We start from the raw sequence: 19,864 nt of genomic DNA on the forward strand, positions 1-19,864 counted from the left end.
GCGGGGCAGTGGCCCCTTTCGCCCCTGACGTCAAGCCTCGTCCAGCCTGTAGGCTGCATGAAGGGCGCGGACCGCCCGTTCCAGCGCATCTTCGTTCACGAGTGCTGAAATCTTGATCTCGGAGGTTGCCAGCATGCGTACCTCAATCGCCTCGCGCTCCAGCACACCATAGAGCGTGCGCGCCACGTCCGCCCGTCCGCGAAGGCCCGTACCGACCACCGACACCTTGGCAAGGCCCACCTCTGAAGCCAGTCCCTCATGCCCGGCCAGCGCCTGCAGGGCGGCGCGCAGATCACGCCCCTCCACCGAAAATTCCAGATTGGACCCGCCCGAACGCGCCCGGCCCTGCACGATCATGTCGACATGCACGCCCGCCCCGGCGAGCGCGGCAAACACGCCGCCCGGCCCGCTGGCGCTGTCTTCAATGCCCGGCACGGCGATGCGCGCCTGCGCGCGGGCATAGGCAATGCCGGACACGACGCGGCGTTCGGCCAGCGCGCTCTCGCTCAACACCTGCGTACCGATGCTCGCCCCCGGCGCGGCAAAGCTGGATTTCACCCGCATCGCCACGCCCTTGGCCTTGGCGTATTCGACAGAGCGGGTCTGCAGAACCTTCGCGCCCATCGCCGCCAGCTCCAGCATCTCGTCATGGGAGATGCGCGCCAGGCGCGTGGCTTTGGGTTCGATGCGCGGATCGGTGGTGAACACACCATCGACATCGGTGTAGATGTCGCACTCGGCGCCTATGGCCGCCGCAATCGCCGCGGCAGACAGATCCGTACCGCCCCGGCCCAGCGTGACGAGGCGCCCCTGCGCATCCACGCCCTGATAGCCCGCCACCACCGGGATAACCCCGTCGCCGAGCAGGCTCTCCAGCACCTCGCCATCAATGCCGGTAATGCGCGCCGAACCCGGCACGCCGTCCACCTCTATCGGTAATTGCCAGGCGAGGATTGAGCGCGCCTTCAGGCCCAGCTGTTTCAGCGCCAGCGCCATCAGGGCAGCGGCTGCCTGTTCACCGGCGGCCAGCACCGTGTCGGTCTCGATCTCGCCCAAGCCCCCACCGAGCGCGCTGGCATGGCCCAGATAGCGGTCAGTCTCCCCGGACATGGCCGAGACCACCACGGCGAGCTGATGGCCCCTGGCCGCCTCTGCCGCGACGATAGAGGCCGAATGGGCAATCCGTTCGGGACTGCCCATCGAGGTGCCGCCAAATTTCAGGACCAGCCGTGTCATGGCCCTTCTCTAGCAGGATTGGTGCCGGGAGGAAGCGGGGGAGTCTTTTCGCGGCCCCTCCACCTCGTCGTTCCCGCGCAGGCGGGAACCCAGGTTTAATGCTCACACATCCCTGCCGCGCACCTTTTAGCCTCGTGAGTTCAACTCACCGGGTCCCCGGCCTCCGAGCCGGGGTCCATTTTCCGGCCACCGGGCCTGTCCATGGGTCCCCCGTCGGGGCGGGGGGGGCATGGCAACGCCCCGCGCAACCCCTCCACTTCGTCATTCCGGGGGAGCGAAGCGACACCCGGAACCCAGCTTTTTTCAAGAACGACTGGGTTCCGGACAAGCGCTGTCGCGCTTTCCGGAATGACGAAGGGAGGGCGCCCCACCAAATTTATCCCCCCATTCCTTGTGTGGTCTCGTGGCCACACCTACATGCATGTCACCAGGGATGGCGGGCTGTGCCTCAAAGAGGGCGGCTCTTACCTAACCCCTTGTCTCGCTGCCCTTTTTCAGGAGACCTGAAGGCATGAATTTCGATACCTATACCGACCGTGCGCGCACTGTGATCCAGACCGCACAGGGCCTCGCCATGAAGGCGAAGAACCAGCAATTCTCCCCCGAGCACGTGTTTCGCGCGCTGATGGAGGAGGAAGAGGGCCTCGCCCCCAACCTTATCAACGCCGCTGGCGGGCGCGCGGACCTCGCCGCTGATCTGGCCAAGCGCGCGGTGGATGCCCTGCCCAAGGTTGAAGGCGGGTCTGGCCAGCTCTATCTCGCGCCGAAAACGGCCGAAATCCTCTCCGCCGCCGAAGAGGCCGCGAAGAAGGCTGGTGACCAGTATGTGACGGCCGAGCGCCTGCTGCTGGCTTTTGCGATCACGCCCGGCACCGCGCCGTTTGACATCTTGAAGCAGGCGGGCGTTACCCCGCAGACGCTGAACACCGCGATCAATGCGCTGCGTCAGGGCCGCACCGCCGACAGCGCCTCCTCTGAAGACAGCTATGAGGCGCTGAAGAAATACGCGCGCGACCTCACCGAGGTGGCCCGCAAGGGCAAGCTGGATCCGGTGATTGGCCGTGATGAGGAAATCCGCCGCACCATTCAGGTCCTCTCCCGGCGTACCAAGAATAACCCCGTCCTGATCGGTGAACCGGGCGTCGGCAAGACCGCTATCGCGGAAGGCCTCGCCCTGCGCATCGTCAATGGCGATGTTCCGGAATCCTTAAAAGACAAGCGCCTGCTCGCGCTCGATATGGGCGCGCTGATCGCGGGCGCGAAATATCGCGGCGAGTTTGAGGAGCGCCTGAAAGCCGTGCTCTCCGAAGTGACCGCAGCCGATGGGAAGATCATCCTCTTCATCGACGAGATGCACACGCTCGTCGGCGCCGGGAAAACCGATGGCGCGATGGATGCGTCGAACCTTTTAAAGCCCGCCCTGGCGCGCGGTGAGCTGCATTGCGTGGGCGCCACCACGCTCGATGAATACCGCAAGCATGTGGAGAAGGACGCCGCGCTCGCCCGCCGCTTCCAGCCCGTCTTCATCGACGAGCCGAGCGTGGAGGACACGATCTCCATCCTTCGCGGCCTGAAAGAGAAGTACGAGGTCCATCACGGCGTGCGCATCGCCGATGGGGCCATCGTGGCAGCGGCCACCCTCTCCAACCGCTACATCACCGACCGCTTCCTGCCCGACAAGGCCATCGACCTGATGGACGAGGCCTCTGCGCGCCTGCGCATGCAGGTGGATTCCAAGCCCGAAGAACTCGACGAGCTCGACCGGCGCATCATCCAGCTGAAGATCGAAGGCGAGGCGCTGAAAAAGGAGTCCGATGCGGCTTCGAAAGCGCGCCTCGAAGCGCTCACCAAGGAGCTATCCGATCTCGAGCAACGCTCTGCCGAGATGACGGCGGCCTGGCGCGCCGAGAAGGACAAGCTTGCCTCCTCGACGCATCTGAAAGAACAGCTCGACCAGCTTCGCGCAGAGCTTGCCAATGCCGAGCGGCGCGGTGATCTGGGGCGTGCCTCCGAGATCAAATATGGCCGCATCCCCGACCTGGAGCGCCAGCTTGGCGAGGCCGAAAAGGCAGGCGAGGCCAATAGCAAGGGCACTCTGGTGCAGGAGGTTGTCGATGAGGAGCAGATCGCCGGCATCGTCTCGCGCTGGACCGGCGTGCCGGTCGACAAGATGCTTGAGGGCGAGCGGGCCAAACTCCTGAAAATGGAGGAGGGGCTGCATGCCCGCGTGGTCGGTCAGGACGAGGCGGTCGCCGCCGTATCCGACGCCGTGCGCCGTGCGCGCGCGGGCCTGAAAGACCCCAGCCGCCCCATTGGCAGCTTCCTCTTCCTCGGCCCCACCGGGGTGGGCAAGACCGAGCTGACGAAAGCCTTGGCCGAGTTCCTCTTCGATGACGAGACGGCGATCACCCGGCTCGACATGAGCGAATACATGGAGAAGCACTCGGTCGCGCGCATGATCGGCGCGCCTCCGGGCTATGTCGGCTATGATGAGGGCGGGGCGCTGACCGAAGCCGTCAGAAGGCGCCCTTATCAGGTCATCCTCTTTGACGAGGTGGAAAAGGCCCATCCGGACGTGTTCAACGTGCTCCTGCAGGTGCTCGATGATGGCCGCCTGACCGATGGTCAGGGCCGCACGGTCGATTTCCGCAACACGCTCATCATCATGACCTCCAATCTGGGCTCGGAACATCTGCTCTCCGGCTCGGTGGAGGCAGCCCGTCCGATGGTGATGGAGGCGGTGCGGGCGAGCTTCCGGCCTGAATTCATCAACCGGATCGACGAGACGATCCTCTTCCAGCGCCTCGAACCCCAGCACATGGGCGCGATTGTGGAAATCCAGCTCAAACGCCTTGAAGCGCTCCTGAAAGACCGCCGCATGACGATCTCTCTGGATGAGCAGGCAAAGCAATGGCTGGCCGAGAAGGGCTATGACCCGGCCTATGGCGCACGCCCCCTGAAACGCGTGATCCAGAAAGAGCTGCAGGATCCGCTCGCCCGCCTGATCCTGGAAGGCACGATCAATGATGGCGACGAGGTGAAGGTCTCTGCCGAGGCCGGATCACTGACCATCAATGGCCGCGCGGTTAGCCGCTCAGCCCTGCCACCGGCAGAGGCCGTCATCCAGTAGAGAGGTCTTTTAGCGCCGCAGCCCATCCGGGCTGCGGTGTTCCGCGAAAAGTCGCGGGCGGCCGGTCGGCCTTGCGGCCCCTGACGGGGCCGGGCTGGCACCCCGGCGCGCAGCGCCGCAAGCGCGAACGCGCGCCCGAGCTCGTGCGAGGCGCGACGCGCGGATGCGCGGAGCACCACTAAAAAGACGCCCCTTCCCGTCCGGGCAGAGTCGCGCTTATCTCTCCTGACCAGAGGGCGCCAGACGCCCCGGACGGGAGGAGACGACCATGTATCAATCCATGATGGTGCCGCTGCTGGTGCTGGTATGCTGGACGCTGGTGATGTGGGTGTGGATGTATGCCACGCGCATTCCGGCCATGCAGAAGGCCAAGATCAACCCGGCACGCATGAAGGAAAAGTCCGAGATGGACGTGCTGCCGCGCGGCGTGCGTCAGATTGCGGACAATCATAACCATCTGCATGAACAGCCGGTGATTTTCTACGCGCTCGTCACCTACAGCCATCTCGTTGGCGTGGGTGATGCCATCAATATCGGCTTTGCCTGGACCTATGTGATCCTGCGCATCATCCACTCGCTGGTGCAGAGCACGATCAACTTCATTCCCTTACGCTTTGGCATCTACACGCTGGCGACGCTCTGCCTGTTTGTCATCGCTATCCGCAATCTGATAGCCTTGTCGGTATGAGCCTTACTGTATACGGACTGAAAAATTGCGAGACCTGCCGCAAGGCAATGACCGCATTGAGCGAAGGCGGGAGAAATCCCGCCTTCGTTGACATCCGCGCCGAGCCTTCCGTGGCCGGACTGATCCCCGGCTGGATCAGGGCTGTGGGTGAAGCAAAAATCGTCAACCGCGCCTCGATGACCTGGCGCAAGCTTTCTGACGAAGACAAGGCAAGGGCTGACGATGCGGGCAAACTCGCTGGCCTGCTCGATGAACACCGCACGCTTATAAAGCGCCCTGTGATCGTTACGGGAAGCACGGTCCATGTCGGCTGGACGAAGGCTGTGCAGGCTGAATTGGGGGTCTGATCTCCGGGTTCCGCCGAGCTGCCCTGCTGTCCCACTTTCGTCATTCCAGAAGCGGCGTCAGCCGCTATCTGGAACCCAGAGTTTCTATCGAAAAGCTGGGTTCCGGGTCTGCGCTTCGCTCCGCCCGGAATGACGAAGGGGAAATGCGCGGGGGAGCCATACTCGCCACAAGCTATCAGCCTGTCATCCTCCGGTCGCGAAGCGATCCGGGGGACCCATGCCTCTTTAGTTCCGCAACGCATCCGCGTTGCGATGTTCCGCGAATACCCGCCTGCGCGGGCACAGGCAGTCGCGGGCGCGCGTTCGCGCTTTTGGGCCGCTTGGCAACTCTCAGGCATGGGTGGCCCGGATAAACCGGGCCATGACAGGGATGTGACTTTCCGTTGAATGTGCCTTGGCTCTCCGGTTCCCCGTTTTCACGGGGACAGGCGGGGCCGGAGACCCCGGTGAGATGGGCCAGCCGGGAAGAAACCCTACTCCGCCGCAGCTGGCCTCTCGCGCATCGCGCGCATTTTGGCGGCTTTGTCTTCCACCGCAGCGACGATGCGTTCGATCATCGTCTCGTTGGAGACTTTTTCGGTCTGCTGACCGGCAAAATAGAGCATGCCCGCGCCCTTGCCGCCGCCGGTGAACCCCAGATCGGTATAGGCTGCCTCGCCGGGGCCGTTGACCACGCAGCCAATGATGGAGAGCGAGATCGGCTCGGAGATGTGCGCCAGCCGCGCTTCCAGCGCTTCGACGGTGCGGATCACGTCAAAGCCCTGACGCGCGCAGGACGGGCAGGCGATGATGTTCACCCCGCGCGTGCGCAGGCCCAGCGCTTTCAGCATGTCAAAGCCTGCGCGGATTTCCTCCACAGGCTCGGCCGAGAGCGAGACGCGGATCGTGTCGCCAATCCCGGCCCAGAGTAGCGAGCCCATGCCGATGGCGGACTTGATCGTGCCCGAGCGAAGCCCCCCGGCCTCTGTCACGCCCAGATGCAGCGGCGCATCGGTCGCTTCAGCCAGCATCTGATAGGCGGCGACGGTGAGGAAGAGATCAGACGCCTTCACCGAAATCTTGTATTCGTGAAAGCCCAGATCATCGAGAATGCGGGCGTGACCCAGCGCGCTTTCCACCATCGCGTCGGGGCAGGGCTCACCATATTTTTCAAGCAGTTCGCGCTCCAGCGATCCGGCATTGACCCCGATGCGGATGGAGCAGCCATTGTCGCGCGCCGCCGAGACGACCTCCTTCACGCGCGCCATGGAGCCGATATTGCCCGGATTGATGCGCAGGCACGCCGCGCCGGCCTCTGCCGCCTCGATGCCGCGCTTGTAGTGGAAATGAATGTCGGCGACGAGCGGCACTTTTGCCTCGCGCGCAATCGTGCGGAAGGCCGCCGTTGAGTCTTCATCCGGGCAGGAGACGCGCACAATGTCTGCGCCCGCCTCTTCAAGCCCGCGTATCTGGTTGATCGTCGCGCGCGCGTCGGATGTGGGCGTGTTGGTCATGGACTGCACGGAGATGGGCGCATCCCCGCCCACCTCGACAGACCCGACACGGATTTTGCGCGAGACGCGCCGGTCAATCGCCCGCCAGGGCCTGACCTTGGTGTGATCCTCGACCGCCATGAACCTGCTCCTTCGCGCCTCGCCCCTACATATAGGAGCGATGTGACGAGGTGAAGGCGGAGCAGGCGTCGGGCATCCAGATCAGGCAGCCGCCTCGCCATCACCGTCAGAGGCCGATTTCAGCGCCGCTTCGGCTTCGGCATCGGCGCGTGAACGGCGCGGACGCCGTGTGCGGGCCGGGCGCGGAGCCTCGTCGCCGGGCTGGTCGTCACCGCCGGACGTCACGGGCGTCTGCTCGGCCGTGCCCGGATCAACCATGCGCAGCGGATCGCTCTGGCCATCGCCATTGTCTGCGCCCTTGCGGCTGTCACCGTCAGAGGCGCCCTGCTGACCGGCATTCTCGTTGCGGCGGCTGGGGCGGCGGCCACGCGGCTGGCGTTCGCCGCCTTGTCCATTGCCCTGCTGGCGCTGATTGTTCTGGCCGTCCTGACGGTCGCCATTATCGCTATCGCCGCCATTACTGCGCGACTGATGCGTGTTGCGGCTGTCGCCATCATCACCGTCATCATCATTGTCATCATTGTTATTGTCGCGCTCTTCGCGGCGCGGCTGGATGACCTGCAGAATGCGCAGATAGTGCTCGGCGTGCTGGTAATAGTTTTCCGCCATGATCCGGTCGCCGGAGGAGGAAGCATCGCGCGCGAGCTGAAGATATTTTTCGTAGATATGGGCAGCATTGCCCCGGATTTTCACGTCCGGCCCATTGCTTTCAAAATTGCGATTGCCCTGATTATGATTGGGCTTACGCCCGCGGCCGCGTTGACGCTTCATGTCGTGCTGGGTCCTCATCTGGTGACCGTCATCTTGCCGGAATACCTGTCTGTTATGGCTTTATCCTGCGGGCCCGTGCCGGGGGTCGCGTTGCGCCAAGTCATGACGCACCTTGTTGGTGGTGCCACATGTCTCTGCAAGATGAGAGCCGGTATTACAGCGTTAGGCGCATGCCACTTTTCAGTTGTAACAGCCCCGTCCCGGCGCGCCACAATCGCTGTATCAACGCCAACCTAGACTCATCTGCACGTCATTTCCAAATCTTTTTCAGTTATGCACAGCCAGTACCCGGTCATGTCCGGCCAGGTCGGCAAGTATACGGGCGCTTCTGAAACCCGCTGCACGCGCCAGTTCCAGCACCGGCGCGCCCTGGTCATGGCCGATCTCGAACAAGGCGTGGCCACCAGGATTGAGCAGGCGGCGCGCCTCATGGAGAAGATGCGGATAGGGCGCCAGCCCGCCCTGCCCGCCATCCAGCGCCAGAAGCGGTTCAAAATCACGCACTTCCGGCTCCAGCGTGGCGATCACCTCCGGCGCAATATAGGGCGGGTTGGAGACCAGAAGATCAAACCGGCCCTCCACGCCATCGGCCCAGCCCGTCTCAAGAAAGCGGATCCGCCCCGAGAGCTGATTGCGTGCGGCATTGGCCTTTGCGATCTCCAGCGCGGCAGGCGAAATATCCGTCGCGATGGCGTGAGCGTTCGGCAGTTCAGACAGAAGCGCCAGCGCAATGGCGCCGGTGCCGGTGGCGACATCAAGGATTTTCAGCGGCGCACTGCGGTCCGTGATTCGTGCCAGCGCGGCGCGCACCAGCGTTTCGGTATCGCTGCGCGGGGTGAGGACATCGCGGGTAACGATGAGGTCCAGCGTCCAGAACCCCACCGAGCCGATGATCTGGGAGAGCGGCTCGCGCGCCTCCCGCCGGACGATCAGCGCCTCGAAGCGGGCGGCTTCCCCCTCGCTTAAAGGCGCCGCTACGCCCCGCGCGATCATACCGGCCGCATCCAGCCCCAGCGCATGGCGCAGGAGCGCGCGCGCATCCTCGCGCGCATCCTCGATGCCGGCGGCAGCAAGGCGGGCGCTAGCGGCTTTGAGGAGGGTGGGGATCATGTGAGCATTTCCAGTGGTGAAACCCCGGGCGAGCCGCGTCTCCTTGTTTTCCTCCCCCGTTTACGGGGGAGGTGTCAGCGCAGCTGACGGAGGGGGGAAATTTTTCTTTTCAAAATCCCCCCCTCGGTCCTTCGGACCACTCCCCCCGTAAACGGGGGGAGAAAACCGGTAGCCCGGACACCCGCCTGCGCGGGAACGACGACCCGAAGGTTTTACCCCTCATCCATGGCGGCGAGGCGGGCGGCCTGATCCTCGGCGAGCAGCGCATCGATCACCTCGCCCAGCGCCTCGCCAGACACGATCTCGGGCAGCTTGTAGAGCGTCAGATTGATGCGGTGGTCGGTGACGCGCCCTTGCGGATAGTTATAGGTGCGGATGCGTTCTGAGCGGTCGCCGGAGCCGACCTGGCCCTTGCGCTCTGCCGCGCGGGCGGCGTCCTTCTCGGCGCGCTCTTTTTCATAGAGCCGCGTCTTCATCACCTGCATGGCGATGGCGCGGTTCTGGTGCTGGGATTTTTCCTGGCTGATGACGACGATGCCGGTGGGCAGGTGCGTCATGCGCACGGCCGAGTCCGTCTTGTTGACGTGCTGGCCGCCCGCGCCGGAGGCCCGCATCGTGTCGATGCGCAGATCCTCGTCGCGGATGACGATATCGACATCTTCCGGTTCGGGCAGCACGGCCACCGTGGCGGCTGATGTGTGGATGCGCCCGCCAGCTTCAGTCGCCGGTACGCGCTGCACGCGGTGCACGCCGGATTCAAACTTCAGCTTGCCGAACACGCCCTTGCCGTTCAGCGAGGCGATGACTTCCTTGTAGCCGCCAACCTCGCTATCGCTGGCCGACAGCACTTCCACCTTCCAGCCCTGCTTGGAGGCATGGCGCTGGTACATGGAGAAGAGATCACCGGCAAACAGCGCCGCCTCGTCCCCGCCCGTGCCGGCGCGGATTTCGAGGATCACATTAGCCTCGTCATCCTTGTCTTTCGGCAGGAGAAGAAGCTGCAGCTCGCGCTCAATGGCCGGGATGCGCTCTTTCAGCTCCGCGCGCTCTTCCTGGGCAAGCTCGGCCATGTCCTTGTCGCCGCCCTCGGCGATGATGGCCTCGGCCTCGGCAAGCCCGGCGCGCGCGGCTTTCAGCTCGCGCGCCTTTTCGGTGACTTCCTTAAGCTCGGAGTGCTCGCGCGACAGCTTGACGATTTCCTCGCCATCGGCGGCCGCGCCGAGGCGCGCCTCGATCTGGTCGAAGCGGTCGAGAATCTGTTCAAGTTTCTGGTCGGGCAAACGCATGGGACTGGCGATACACCCTACATGCGCGCGCGTTCAAGCGACGGTATCATGCCGGGATGGTCATAATCGCCCATGCGGGCGAGCAGATCGGCAATATCACCGCCTGAAAACAGCATGTCGCGATGGCGCGCTTGTACAAAGCCGTCACCCTGCATCCGGTCGAGAAAAGCCAGCAGACCGTCATAATAGCCGTTCACATTGATGAGCCCGACCGGCTTTGTGTGACGGCCGAGCGCGCTCCAGGTCCAGATCTCGAACAACTCTTCCATCGTGCCAATGCCGCCGGGCAGCGCGATGAAGGCATCGGATTCCTCTGCCATCACGTGCTTGCGCTCATGCATGGAGGTGACAACGCGCATATCAGAGACGCGCGGATGGGCGATCTCGCGGTGATGGAGAAAGTCCGGGATCACGCCGGTGACAGCCCCGCCCGCATCCACGGCTGCATCGGCCAGCACACCCATCAGGCCCACCTGCCCGCCGCCATAGACGAGCCGGTAGCCTTCACTTGCCAGATGAAAACCCACAGCCCTTGCCATCGCGGCATAGGCCGGATCACCGCCGGGGCTCGCCCCGCAATATACACAGATCGATTTCATGGAGGGTGTGTAGCCCCCTGGCCAGATTCGGCCAAGGGGGATTGGCCTGAGCCTGTCATGGCCCGGTTTATCCGGGCCACCCATGCCTGAGAGTTTGCTTTTCCCTCGTGCTTCGAGCGCCACAGCGTTCCGAAAGGATGAGGGGCTGAAGGTGGTTTTGTCCCTCATCCTGAGGGCGAGCGAAGCGAGCGTCTCGAAGGATCGAGGGACAAAATACTAGCCCTGCCGTTCGACCAGCAATTCCTTGATATGGCCGATGGCTTTGGCGGGGTTCAGGCCCTTCGGGCACACATTGGTGCAGTTCATGATGGTGTGGCAGCGATAGAGCTTGAACGGGTCTTCAAGATCATCGAGCCGTTCACCCGTCGCTTCATCGCGGCTGTCGGCGATCCAGCGATAGGCCTGCAGGAGCGCGGCGGGCCCCAGATACTTGTCGGAATTCCACCAGTAGGACGGGCAGGCCGTCGAGCACGAGGCGCAAAGGATGCACTCGTAAAGCCCGTCCAGCTTTTCCCGGTCTTCAATCGACTGGCGCCATTCGCCCTGCGGGGTCGGCGTCACGGTCTGCAGATAGGGTTTGATGCTGGTCAGCTGGGCGTAGAAATTGGTCAGGTCCGGCACCAGATCCTTGATGACCGGCTGGTGCGGCAAGGGCGAAATGGTGACGCTGCCCTTATAGTCATCGATGGCGGCGGTGCAGGCGATGGTGTTACGCCCGCCAATATTCATCGAGCACGATCCGCAAATCCCCTCGCGGCAGGAGCGGCGGAAGGCGAGCGTGGAATCGATCTCGTTCTTGATGAAGAACAGCGCGTCCAGCACCATCGGGCCACACTTGTCCATGTCCACCTGATAGGTGTCCCAGCGCGGGTTCTCGCCCGTATCGGGGTCATAGCGGTAGACCTTGAAGGCGCGGGTATTGGTCGCGCCCTCCGGCTTCGGCCAGGCCTTGCCTTTTTTGACTTGCGAGTTTTTCGGCAGCGTCAGCTGGACCATGTCAGTCGTGTCCTGTGTCTAGTAGACCCGGGCCTTGGGCTCGATATAGGCGATGTCGTTGGAGAGCGTGTATTCATGCACCGGACGGTCGCCCAGCGTGACCTTGCCGGTCTTTTCCTCATACCAGGCAAGCGTGTGCTTCATCCATTGCTTGTCATCGCGCTCGGGGAAGTCCTCGCGCGCATGCGCGCCCCGGCTCTCGGTGCGCGCCGCTGCCGAGTTCACGGTGACGGCGGCCTGGGCGATGAGATTGTCAAACTCCAGCGCTTCAACGAGATCGGTATTCCAGACCATGGAGCGGTCCTTGATCGCGATGTCGCCCGCGCCGGAGACAACCTTGGCGATGCGCTCCACGCCCTCGTCCAGCACGTCCTGGGTACGGAAGACGGCGCAGTTTTCCTGCATGGCCCGCTGCATGTCGAGGCGCAGCTTGGCCGTCGGCGTGCCGCCATTGGCATTGCGGAAGCGGTCGAGACGGGCGAGCGTCGCATCGCCTGCGTCCTTGGGCAGTTCGGCTTGGGTTGCACCGCTCTGCGTCGTCTCCGCGCAGCGCAGGCCCGCCGCGCGGCCAAACACCACAAGGTCAATCAGCGAGTTGGAGCCAAGCCGGTTCGCGCCGTGGACACTGACGCACGCCGCTTCGCCGACGGCCATCAGGCCGGGCACGACATGGTCCGGATCGCCGCCCACCTTGGTCAGCACTTCGCCATGATAATTAGTCGGGATGCCGCCCATATTATAGTGGACGGTCGGCAGGACCGGGATCGGCTCGCGCGTCACGTCCACACCGGCGAAGATTTTCGCGCTTTCGGAAATGCCCGGCAGGCGCTCGTGCAGCACTTTGGGATCAAGGTGATCGAGGTGCAGGAAGATATGGTCCTTGTTGGGACCGACCCCGCGCCCTTCACGGATCTCGATCGTCATCGAGCGTGAGACGACATCGCGGCTGGCAAGGTCTTTGGCCGAGGGCGCATAGCGCTCCATGAAGCGTTCGCCTTCAGAGTTCGTCAGATACCCGCCCTCGCCGCGCGCGCCCTCGGTGATGAGGCAGCCCGCGCCATAAATCCCGGTCGGGTGGAACTGGACAAACTCCATATCCTGCAGCGGCAGGCCCGCACGCAGCACCATGGCATTGCCATCGCCGGTGCAGGTATGGGCGCTGGTGGCGGAGAAATAAGCGCGGCCATAGCCGCCGGTCGCCAGAATGACTTTCTGCGCGCGGAAGCGGTGCAGCGTGCCGTCATCGAGCTTCCAGGCGGTGACGCCCCGGCAGGCGCCCTCCTCGTCCATGATGAGGTCGAGCGCGAAATACTCGATGAAGAACTCGGTCGAGTGGCGCAGCGACTGGCCATAGAGCGTGTGCAATATGGCGTGGCCGGTACGGTCAGCGGCCGCGCAGGTGCGCTGCACCGGGCCTTCGCCGTAATTGCGGGTCATGCCGCCAAAGGCGCGCTGGTAGATCTTGCCTTCTTCGGTGCGCGAGAAGGGCACGCCCCAGTGTTCGAGCTCATACACGGCGGCCGGGGCCTCGCGGCAGAGATATTCAATCGCGTCCTGATCGCCCAGCCAGTCCGACCCCTTGACGGTGTCATACATATGCCAGCGCCAGTCATCCTCGCCCATATTGCCAAGGCTCGCCGAGATGCCGCCCTGCGCCGCAACCGTGTGGGAGCGCGTGGGGAAGACCTTGGTGATGCAGGCCGTCTTCAGACCGGCTTGCGCGGCGCCCAGCGCTGCGCGCAGGCCCGAACCGCCCGCGCCCACCACGACAACGTCAAACGAGTGGTCGATCCATTTGTATTCAGACATCGAAACCTGCTCCTAGCGCGCCAGCGCGAGTACGGAATAGAGAACTGCGATCCACAGGCCCGCCGCCACGAAGGTGTTGAGGATCAGCAGGATCGCCTTGGTCGCCGGACGGTAGATATAGTCCTCGATGACGACCTGAAGACCCAGGCGCATGTGGTAGAGCGCCGCAGTCATCGCCAGCAGGGTAAGGATCGCGCCAAGCGGCGAGCCGACCCAGGCGGCAGCCTCCACATAGCCCGCGCCCGCATTCTTGGCGAGCTTCACCAGAAAGAGCGGCATCAGCACGACAAGCGCGATGGCGCTGACACGCTGGGCGATGAAATGGCCGGTGCCGGACTTGGCCGAACCGAGGCCGCGCACACGCGCCAGAGGGGTACGAAAATCACCCATTACACCAGCCCTCCCACAATCCAGATGGCAGCAGTGATGATCACCGCGCCGGCAATGATGAGGATGGAGCGCAGGTTCGAGCCCTTGGCGTCAAAGCCCAGCCCCGCATCCCAGGCGAGGTGGCGCAAGCCATTGAGCAGGTGGAAGACCACCGAGAAGGTGAAGCCGATAAAGGCGAGCGTGATGAGAATGCCAAAGGGTCCGGCATTCAGATCTTCCCAGATCGCGTAGGCGTCCGGCCCGGCGGCCAGAAGCACCAGCCAGAGCGATACCAGCACCGCGCCGATATAGTTCGCGACGCCGGTCGCGCGGTGCAGGATGGAGGAGGCCATGGTGGCGTGCCAGCGCCATATCTGGACGTGAGGGGAGAGGGGCTGGTCAGGTCTGGTCGCCATGGGCGTTGCTTTCCGCCTTCGAATACCGTTTCGAAAAAATCCGTAAACGGGAAAGGACGGTGCTTTCCTTGACAGCGCCTTAACCGGGTGATCCCGGTATCAGTCCTGCCAGTTCAGGCCGCCCCTTGCCTGTTTGAGCGAGACAATAATCCGGCAAGGCGCAAGGTCAATGCGGCGGGTGCTAAGGGGATGGGTAATTGACCGCGCCCGCCCCGCTTGCCACCCTTCATCCTGGCTGAATTCAAAAACAGGGGTGGCGGATGAATGATCTGGTGCGCAGCGCGCTGGTAACGGGCGCATCGACCGGCATTGGCCGGGCCTGCGTGGAGAAATTCGTGGCCGAGGGCTGGCAGGTCTTTGCCAGCGTGCGCAAGGCCGAAGACGGCGAACGCCTTAAAAGCGAGATCGGCGAGGCGGTCATCCCCCTCCTCTTTGATGTCACAGACGGCCCGGCGATTGCCCGCGCTGCGGACGAAATGCGCGAGGCGCTGATGGGCGCGACGCTAGGCGCGCTCGTGAACAATGCCGGTATCGCCGTGGCCGGGCCGCTTCTTCATCTGCCCATCGAGGAGATGGAAAAGCAGATGGATGTGAACGTGACCGGCCAGCTGCGCGTGGTGCAGGCCTTTGGGCCGCTTCTGGGCACGGACCGTTCGCTCTCCGGCGCGCCGGGGCGGATCGTGAATATCTCCTCGGTTGCCGGTTTCAGCGCCGCGCCCTTCGTCGTGCCTTATGCGTGCTCGAAATTCGCGCTTGAAGCGTTTACCCAAGGGCTGCGCCGCGAGCTGACCCCTTATGGCATTGATGTCGTCGCCATCAATCCGGGGCCCATCGCCACCCCGATCTGGGACAAGGCCGAAAGCGTCGACCCGGAGCAATACGCCCAAACCGATTACATCAAGCCCATACGCCGGCTGGTCAATTACATGCTGGAGCGCGGCCGCAAAGGCCTGCCGCCCTCTGCGGTGGCCGATGCGGTCTGGGCGGCGGTGACATCGCCCAAGCCGAAGCTCAACACCATCGTCACGCCCGAACCGTTCACGCAGTGGTTACTGGGCATCATGCCGCGCCGGATGGCAGACAGGATCATCACCAGGCGCCTCGGTCTGACGCCGCAAGCGCTCAACACACGCGGGCAGTAAAGCCCTTGGACCATACACGAACGGGGAGAACACCATGCGCCATCTGATCTGCGGCATCGCCGCCAGCGTGCTGATCGCCAGCGCCGCCCATGCCGATCCGGCAGAGGATTTCGCCAGCCTGGTCGCCGATTACGAGGCCTGGACCGAGGAGCAGAACGTGCAGGCGCGCATCCGCGCCGGTGATCTCGATGCAATGCGTGAATGGCGCGACATTTCGCGTGAGACCATCGAGGCCCGCGATACGCAGATGGCAGGCTTTTATGACCGGATGCGCGCCATTGACCCCGCCGCGCTGGAGGGCAGCGACACCGCTTCCTACGCCGTGCTGGAGCACATGCTGCGCCACGCCGTCGCCCTGCCGCAGGCGCAAGGCATGTACTTCCCCTTCACCAATGATTCCGGCTTTCACACCTCGGCCGATTTCGCCGCAATGAGCGCGCGTCTGCGCAATGCGGATGAGGCTGAGGCCTGGATCGACCGGCTGGCGGCCTATCCGGCACATCTGGACGCGTGGATGGGCTGGCTGGACGAGGCGATTCAGGCGGGCTGGACCCAGCCGCGCGAAATCATCCCCGGCGTGATCGACCAGATCGCCGCCCAGATCGTCGATGATCCGCGCGACAGCGCGCTCTTCATGCCGCTGGCCAACCTGCCCGCCAGCATTCCGGCTGAGGCGCGCGAGGCGCTGCAGGCACGCGGCGCGGCCGTGATCGCTGATACGGTCATGCCTGCCATTGCAGGCCTGAGAGACTATTTTGAAAACACCTACATGCCGGCCGCGCGCGAGAGCATTGGCGTCTCCGAAGTGCCTGGCGGGCGCGAGTATTACCGCGCGCTGGTGCGCTATCACACCTCGCTGGATCTCACCCCGGAGGAGGTTCACCAGACCGGTCTTGCCGAGGTGGCCCGCATCCGCGCCGAGATGGACGATGTCATCGCCCGCACCGGGTTTGAGGGCAGTTTTGACGAATTTACCCACTATCTGCGCACCGATCCGCGCTTCTACGCCCAGAGCGAGATGGAGCTGATGATGCGCGCCTCCTATCTCTCCAAGCTGGCCGATGATGCGATGCCGGCCGTGTTCAACCGCCTGCCGCGCCTGCCCTATGGCGTGCGCCCCGTGCCGCCTGCCATTGCGCCGAACTACACCACGGGCCGCTACTGGCCGGGCGACGCCGAAACGGGCCGGGCTGGCGGCTATATGGTCAACACCTATGCGCTCGACCAGCGCCCGCTCTATGAGCTGCCCGCCCTCACCCTGCACGAGGCGGTGCCGGGCCATCACCACCAGATCGCGCTCGCCCAGGAGATCGAGGACATGCCCGCCTTCCGCCGCCGCGCCTCCATCACCGCCTTCACCGAAGGCTGGGGGCTTTATTCGGAATTCCTCGGCCTCGATATGGGCTTTTACGAAGACGCGTATGAGGATTTTGGCCGCCTCTCCTACGAGATGTGGCGCGCCTGCCGCCTGGTGGTCGATACCGGCATGCATTATTTCGGCTGGACGCGCGAAGAGGCCGAGGCCTGCTTCCTCGATAATTCCGCCCTCGCGCCCCTGAACGTCACCAATGAGGTGTCGCGCTATATCTCATGGCCGGGTCAGGCGCTGGCCTACAAGACCGGCGAGATCCTCATCCGCCGCCTGCGCAGCCAGGGCGAGGCGAGGCTGGGCGAGGATTTTGACCTCGCCGATTTCCACGACACGATCCTGGAAGAAGGCCCGCTGCCCCTCTCCTATCTGGAAAGCAAAATGGAAGCCTGGATAGCGGAGCAGGAGGGGTAGGGGTTTTTCCTTGGACCTCTCCACCTTAGGCCCCGGACTTGATCCGGGATCCATCTTTTCAAGCCAGTACGTATTCATTTAGGTCTCCCGTCGGAGCGGGAGACCCCGGTGGGAAGGTTTCCGCCTCACTTGCAGCCACAGAAATACCGGCGAGTATTGGAAAACCGGGGTCCCCCGCCCCGACGGGGGATCCATTTTTTTGTTTCTCCGAAACGGGTCAGCCGAACGCCGGAAAAAGGCGCGTAGATGGCAACCTTTTTTCTGGGTCTCCCGTCAGAGCGGGAGACCCCGGTGGGAAGGTTTTCACATCGCTTGCAGAGACAGAGATACCGGCGAACATTGGAAAACCGGGGTCTCCCGCCCCGACGGGAGACCCAGAGATCTGTTCCGTTGTCGCTGAACCGGAGGGCCGCATCAAAAAATGAGTATGCCTGTCAGCATCTTGTCAAATGTCGCCACCGCAGCATTTCACACGATCCCCTTCACCCTGATCGTAGTTCTGGCGTTCGGGTATCGCGGCGTGCTCACCATCGCAGCGATATTTCTGACCATACTCATAACGCTGTTTGTCCAGCTGCCTCTGATCAGGCATCCGACGACAGGGCTTTTTCTGGTAGCGGTTTTCAGCGTACCCATCGCCTTATTGTCATTCAACGCGATAGCCTTCGTCTGGGCGATGCTTGCGGGAATGCCGTACAGCTTCATCTGGGCTGACAGCTTCGCTCTGGCCCTCGCGATTCCGCTGTGGTTCTGGGGCATGCGGGCAATCACCTGATCTGAGTTGTTGATAGCGGCTTTCTGGGTCTCCCGTCGGTGCGGGAGACCCCGGAGATATTGGCTTCATTGCTTCTAGATTGCCTGCCGGTGAAAGCGTTGACCTCTCCGCCGGGGTCCCCCGCCCCGCCTGTCCCCGTGAAAACGGGGAACGGGGGACCCAGATTTCAGAACACCATCAGATTATTGAGCTCCGGGTAGAGGTCGCGCCATTCGGGATTGTGCTGCTCGATCAGCGCAATCTTCCACGCCCGGTTCCAGTGCTTGACCTGCCGCTCGCGGGCAATGGCATCATGCGTGGTGCCGCAATGCTCCAGATAGACAAGGTCGAACACCTTGTACTTCCAGACAAACTCCGACCCCTTGCCCATGCGGTGCTGGGCGATGCGCTCTGCCGGATTGGCACAGGAGCCAACGTAAAGCGTGCCGTTGCGCTTTGAGGCGAGGATGTAGATGTAGGCCGACATGCGCCAATGCTGATTGGCCTTCGCGCGCCGTTCAACCTTTTTCTGGGTCTCCCGTCGGGGCGGGAGACCCCGGAGATGTTAGCTTCTCTGATCCAAGATTGCCTGCCAGTGAGAGCGTTGACCTCTCCACCGGAGTCCCCCGCCTCGACGGGGGACCCAGATTTTTCCACCCCTATCCCCCCTTTTCGCACGAATAGGGGGATAAGTCCCGCCGGCGGGCATCTATCCTCCTTGTGGCTTTGGTGCAACACGGTGGAATCGGGGCCCTGGAACCGTGGAATCGGGGTGTGCGCACCCCTCATTTCGGGCCTGAAAACCCCTTAAAACGGGGATAGAGGGCCTGCCCCCTCTCGCCAGACGCAAAAAGGGGTGTTATCCGCCCCCCTATCCCCCATGGACAGGTGTGTCATGCCCGCTATCGATCTTGCCCTTCTCTCTGCCGCCTTCGTCACGTTTTTCGTGGTGATCGATCCGATCGGCGTGATGCCGATCTTTGCAGGGCTGACCCAAGGCACCAGCGCGGCGCACCGGCGCAAGATGGCCATCAAATCGGTTCTGATCGCCACCATCATCCTGCTGGGCTTTGCCTATGGCGGGGAATGGCTGCTCTCCGCGCTGGGGGTGAGCCTTGATGCGTTCCGCGCGGCGGGCGGCGTGCTGCTCTTCCTGCTGGCGCTCGACATGATCTTTGAAAAGCGCACCGAGCGGCGCGAGGACCGGGCCGGAAAACTGCACGGCGAGGGCGAGCACGCGCCGGAGGATATCTCCGTTTTCCCCATGGCTATCCCCATGCTGGCGGGCCCCGGCGCGATTGCCTCCATCATGCTCTACATGTCCGGCTCTGGCGGGGACTGGGCAACGCAAGGCGTCGTTCTGGCGGCGATGGCGGCCAATCTCATCGTGTGTCTGGTGCTGTTTCTGGCCGCCGGTCCGCTCATGCGCGTGATGGGGGATACAGTCGCGGCGATGATCACGCGTATCCTCGGGGTGATCCTGGCCGCTCTGGCCGCCCAGTTCATCTTTGACGGGATCGCAGGCGCCTTGCTGGGCTGACGTTTATGGTCAATGCAGCGTAAACGCTGCGCTCACTGAAATTTAGCCAGTTTCTGCCATTATCCTGCCTTCAGGGTGCAGGAGAAAAAGCGCCATGACACGGTTTCGCATCATGCTCTGGATCGCCTTTGCAGGCGTGCTGGCTCTCGGCCTCGGGGCCGGAGGGATGAGCCTTGCCAGCGGCATGGTGGATCAGGCCATTGCCTTTACCTGGCCGAGCGCGGGCGCGGCACTGGCCATCGCCCTTCTGATCCCGGCCGCGCGGCGCGAATAGG

19 protein-coding genes are annotated in these 19,864 nt (G+C 63.5%); 8 read left to right on the top strand and 11 right to left on the bottom strand.

All coding sequences use genetic code 11. From position 1 onward, the window contains the following. Positions 1-30: 30 nt before the first annotated feature. Complete coding sequence (locus X907_RS11975) at positions 31-1,236, bottom strand: aspartate kinase (RefSeq protein ID WP_127568310.1); 1,206 nt, start codon at positions 1,234-1,236, stop codon at positions 31-33. Positions 1,237-1,747: 511 nt separating this feature from the next. Between X907_RS11975 and clpB the strand changes: the two genes are divergently transcribed. From clpB to X907_RS11990, 3 genes are all read left to right on the top strand, one after another. Further along, positions 1,748-4,366 carry an ATP-dependent chaperone ClpB gene (gene clpB, locus X907_RS11980; RefSeq protein ID WP_127568312.1) on the top strand — a complete coding sequence of 873 codons (2,619 nt, stop codon included), beginning with the start codon at positions 1,748-1,750 and terminating at the stop codon, positions 4,364-4,366. A 268-nt stretch (positions 4,367-4,634) separates the two neighbouring features. Then, positions 4,635-5,054 carry an MAPEG family protein gene (locus tag X907_RS11985; RefSeq protein WP_127568314.1) on the top strand — a complete coding sequence of 140 codons (420 nt, stop codon included), beginning with the start codon at positions 4,635-4,637 and terminating at the stop codon, positions 5,052-5,054. Further along, the gene (locus X907_RS11990) at positions 5,051-5,401 is read left to right on the top strand and encodes an ArsC/Spx/MgsR family protein (protein ID WP_127568316.1); all 351 of its coding nucleotides are present in this window, start codon (positions 5,051-5,053) and stop codon (positions 5,399-5,401) included. The genes X907_RS11985 and X907_RS11990 overlap by 4 nt, the downstream gene beginning before the upstream one ends. Before the next feature lie 473 nt (positions 5,402-5,874). On the opposite strand, the gene ispG is transcribed toward X907_RS11990, so the two are convergent. The 9 genes from ispG to sdhC all read right to left on the bottom strand — a co-directional run bounded on the left by ispG (position 5,875) and on the right by sdhC (position 14,370). Further along, complete coding sequence (ispG, locus tag X907_RS11995; RefSeq protein WP_127568318.1) at positions 5,875-7,014, bottom strand: flavodoxin-dependent (E)-4-hydroxy-3-methylbut-2-enyl-diphosphate synthase; 1,140 nt, start codon at positions 7,012-7,014, stop codon at positions 5,875-5,877. Between the two features lie 81 nt (positions 7,015-7,095). After that, complete coding sequence (locus X907_RS12000; RefSeq protein ID WP_233352346.1) at positions 7,096-7,785, bottom strand: DUF4167 domain-containing protein; 690 nt, start codon at positions 7,783-7,785, stop codon at positions 7,096-7,098. A gap of 267 nt (positions 7,786-8,052) precedes the next feature. After that, positions 8,053-8,895 carry a peptide chain release factor N(5)-glutamine methyltransferase gene (prmC, locus tag X907_RS12005; RefSeq protein ID WP_127568322.1) on the bottom strand — a complete coding sequence of 281 codons (843 nt, stop codon included), beginning with the start codon at positions 8,893-8,895 and terminating at the stop codon, positions 8,053-8,055. A gap of 212 nt (positions 8,896-9,107) precedes the next feature. After that, the gene (gene prfA / locus X907_RS12010) at positions 9,108-10,181 is read right to left on the bottom strand and encodes a peptide chain release factor 1 (protein WP_127568324.1); all 1,074 of its coding nucleotides are present in this window, start codon (positions 10,179-10,181) and stop codon (positions 9,108-9,110) included. A 17-nt stretch (positions 10,182-10,198) separates the two neighbouring features. Next, on the bottom strand, positions 10,199-10,780 hold the full coding sequence (locus X907_RS12015) for an LOG family protein (protein ID WP_127568326.1): 582 nt from the start codon (positions 10,778-10,780) through the stop codon (positions 10,199-10,201). A 216-nt stretch (positions 10,781-10,996) separates the two neighbouring features. Beyond that, the gene (locus tag X907_RS12020; protein WP_127568328.1) at positions 10,997-11,776 is read right to left on the bottom strand and encodes a succinate dehydrogenase iron-sulfur subunit; all 780 of its coding nucleotides are present in this window, start codon (positions 11,774-11,776) and stop codon (positions 10,997-10,999) included. A gap of 18 nt (positions 11,777-11,794) precedes the next feature. Next, positions 11,795-13,585: a succinate dehydrogenase flavoprotein subunit gene (sdhA, locus tag X907_RS12025; RefSeq protein WP_127568330.1), complete on the bottom strand. Its 1,791-nt coding sequence runs from the start codon at positions 13,583-13,585 to the stop codon at positions 11,795-11,797. Between the two features lie 12 nt (positions 13,586-13,597). Then, a complete protein-coding gene (gene sdhD / locus X907_RS12030) occupies positions 13,598-13,975 on the bottom strand; it encodes a succinate dehydrogenase, hydrophobic membrane anchor protein (RefSeq protein ID WP_127568332.1) in 378 nt (125 codons plus the stop codon). Continuing rightward, the gene (sdhC, locus tag X907_RS12035) at positions 13,975-14,370 is read right to left on the bottom strand and encodes a succinate dehydrogenase, cytochrome b556 subunit (protein ID WP_127568334.1); all 396 of its coding nucleotides are present in this window, start codon (positions 14,368-14,370) and stop codon (positions 13,975-13,977) included. Before sdhC ends, sdhD begins: the two co-directional genes overlap by 1 nt. Before the next feature lie 260 nt (positions 14,371-14,630). Between sdhC and X907_RS12040 the strand changes: the two genes are divergently transcribed. From X907_RS12040 to X907_RS12050, 3 genes are all read left to right on the top strand, one after another. After that, positions 14,631-15,512, top strand: coding sequence for an SDR family oxidoreductase (locus X907_RS12040; protein WP_127568341.1), 882 nt, complete (start codon positions 14,631-14,633; stop codon positions 15,510-15,512). A gap of 34 nt (positions 15,513-15,546) precedes the next feature. Beyond that, complete coding sequence (locus X907_RS12045) at positions 15,547-17,295, top strand: DUF885 domain-containing protein (RefSeq protein WP_127568344.1); 1,749 nt, start codon at positions 15,547-15,549, stop codon at positions 17,293-17,295. Positions 17,296-17,716: 421 nt separating this feature from the next. Beyond that, entirely contained in the window at positions 17,717-18,070 is a 354-nt protein-coding gene (locus X907_RS12050) for a hypothetical protein (RefSeq protein ID WP_127568346.1), read from the top strand. 166 nt (positions 18,071-18,236) lie between these two features. On the opposite strand, the gene X907_RS12055 is transcribed toward X907_RS12050, so the two are convergent. Next, positions 18,237-18,536: a GIY-YIG nuclease family protein gene (locus tag X907_RS12055; RefSeq protein ID WP_127568348.1), complete on the bottom strand. Its 300-nt coding sequence runs from the start codon at positions 18,534-18,536 to the stop codon at positions 18,237-18,239. 408 nt (positions 18,537-18,944) lie between these two features. Here X907_RS12055 and X907_RS12060 point away from each other — a divergent pair, with 408 nt between their 5' ends. Together X907_RS12060 and X907_RS12065 are read left to right on the top strand one after the other, a co-directional pair. Next, entirely contained in the window at positions 18,945-19,589 is a 645-nt protein-coding gene (locus tag X907_RS12060) for a MarC family protein (RefSeq protein ID WP_127568350.1), read from the top strand. A 94-nt stretch (positions 19,590-19,683) separates the two neighbouring features. Further along, a complete protein-coding gene (locus X907_RS12065; protein WP_127568352.1) occupies positions 19,684-19,863 on the top strand; it encodes a hypothetical protein in 180 nt (59 codons plus the stop codon). The last annotated feature ends 1 nt before the right edge of the window (position 19,864 follow it).

Source organism: Glycocaulis alkaliphilus (genome assembly GCF_004000605.1).
Lineage (GTDB): Bacteria > Pseudomonadota > Alphaproteobacteria > Caulobacterales > Maricaulaceae > Glycocaulis > Glycocaulis alkaliphilus.

Excerpts from the sequence above, each read along its gene's own strand:
- X907_RS12045 (WP_127568344.1), top strand. The coding sequence starts at position 15,547 with ATGCGCCATCTGATCTGCGGCATCGCCGCCAGCGTGCTGATCGCCAGC.
- X907_RS12000 (WP_233352346.1), bottom strand. The coding sequence starts at position 7,785 with ATGAAGCGTCAACGCGGCCGCGGGCGTAAGCCCAATCATAATCAGGGC.
- ispG (WP_127568318.1), bottom strand. The coding sequence starts at position 7,014 with ATGGCGGTCGAGGATCACACCAAGGTCAGGCCCTGGCGGGCGATTGAC.
- X907_RS12065 (WP_127568352.1), top strand. The coding sequence starts at position 19,684 with ATGACACGGTTTCGCATCATGCTCTGGATCGCCTTTGCAGGCGTGCTG.
- prmC (WP_127568322.1), bottom strand. The coding sequence starts at position 8,895 with ATGATCCCCACCCTCCTCAAAGCCGCTAGCGCCCGCCTTGCTGCCGCC.
- clpB (WP_127568312.1), top strand. The coding sequence starts at position 1,748 with ATGAATTTCGATACCTATACCGACCGTGCGCGCACTGTGATCCAGACC.
- sdhD (WP_127568332.1), bottom strand. The coding sequence starts at position 13,975 with ATGGGTGATTTTCGTACCCCTCTGGCGCGTGTGCGCGGCCTCGGTTCG.
- X907_RS12060 (WP_127568350.1), top strand. The coding sequence starts at position 18,945 with ATGCCCGCTATCGATCTTGCCCTTCTCTCTGCCGCCTTCGTCACGTTT.
- X907_RS12015 (WP_127568326.1), bottom strand. The coding sequence starts at position 10,780 with ATGAAATCGATCTGTGTATATTGCGGGGCGAGCCCCGGCGGTGATCCG.
- sdhC (WP_127568334.1), bottom strand. The coding sequence starts at position 14,370 with ATGGCGACCAGACCTGACCAGCCCCTCTCCCCTCACGTCCAGATATGG.
- X907_RS12040 (WP_127568341.1), top strand. The coding sequence starts at position 14,631 with ATGAATGATCTGGTGCGCAGCGCGCTGGTAACGGGCGCATCGACCGGC.
- X907_RS12020 (WP_127568328.1), bottom strand. The coding sequence starts at position 11,776 with ATGGTCCAGCTGACGCTGCCGAAAAACTCGCAAGTCAAAAAAGGCAAG.
- X907_RS12055 (WP_127568348.1), bottom strand. The coding sequence starts at position 18,536 with ATGTCGGCCTACATCTACATCCTCGCCTCAAAGCGCAACGGCACGCTT.
- sdhA (WP_127568330.1), bottom strand. The coding sequence starts at position 13,585 with ATGTCTGAATACAAATGGATCGACCACTCGTTTGACGTTGTCGTGGTG.
- prfA (WP_127568324.1), bottom strand. The coding sequence starts at position 10,181 with ATGCGTTTGCCCGACCAGAAACTTGAACAGATTCTCGACCGCTTCGAC.
- X907_RS11985 (WP_127568314.1), top strand. The coding sequence starts at position 4,635 with ATGTATCAATCCATGATGGTGCCGCTGCTGGTGCTGGTATGCTGGACG.
- X907_RS11990 (WP_127568316.1), top strand. The coding sequence starts at position 5,051 with ATGAGCCTTACTGTATACGGACTGAAAAATTGCGAGACCTGCCGCAAG.
- X907_RS12050 (WP_127568346.1), top strand. The coding sequence starts at position 17,717 with ATGAGTATGCCTGTCAGCATCTTGTCAAATGTCGCCACCGCAGCATTT.
- X907_RS11975 (WP_127568310.1), bottom strand. The coding sequence starts at position 1,236 with ATGACACGGCTGGTCCTGAAATTTGGCGGCACCTCGATGGGCAGTCCC.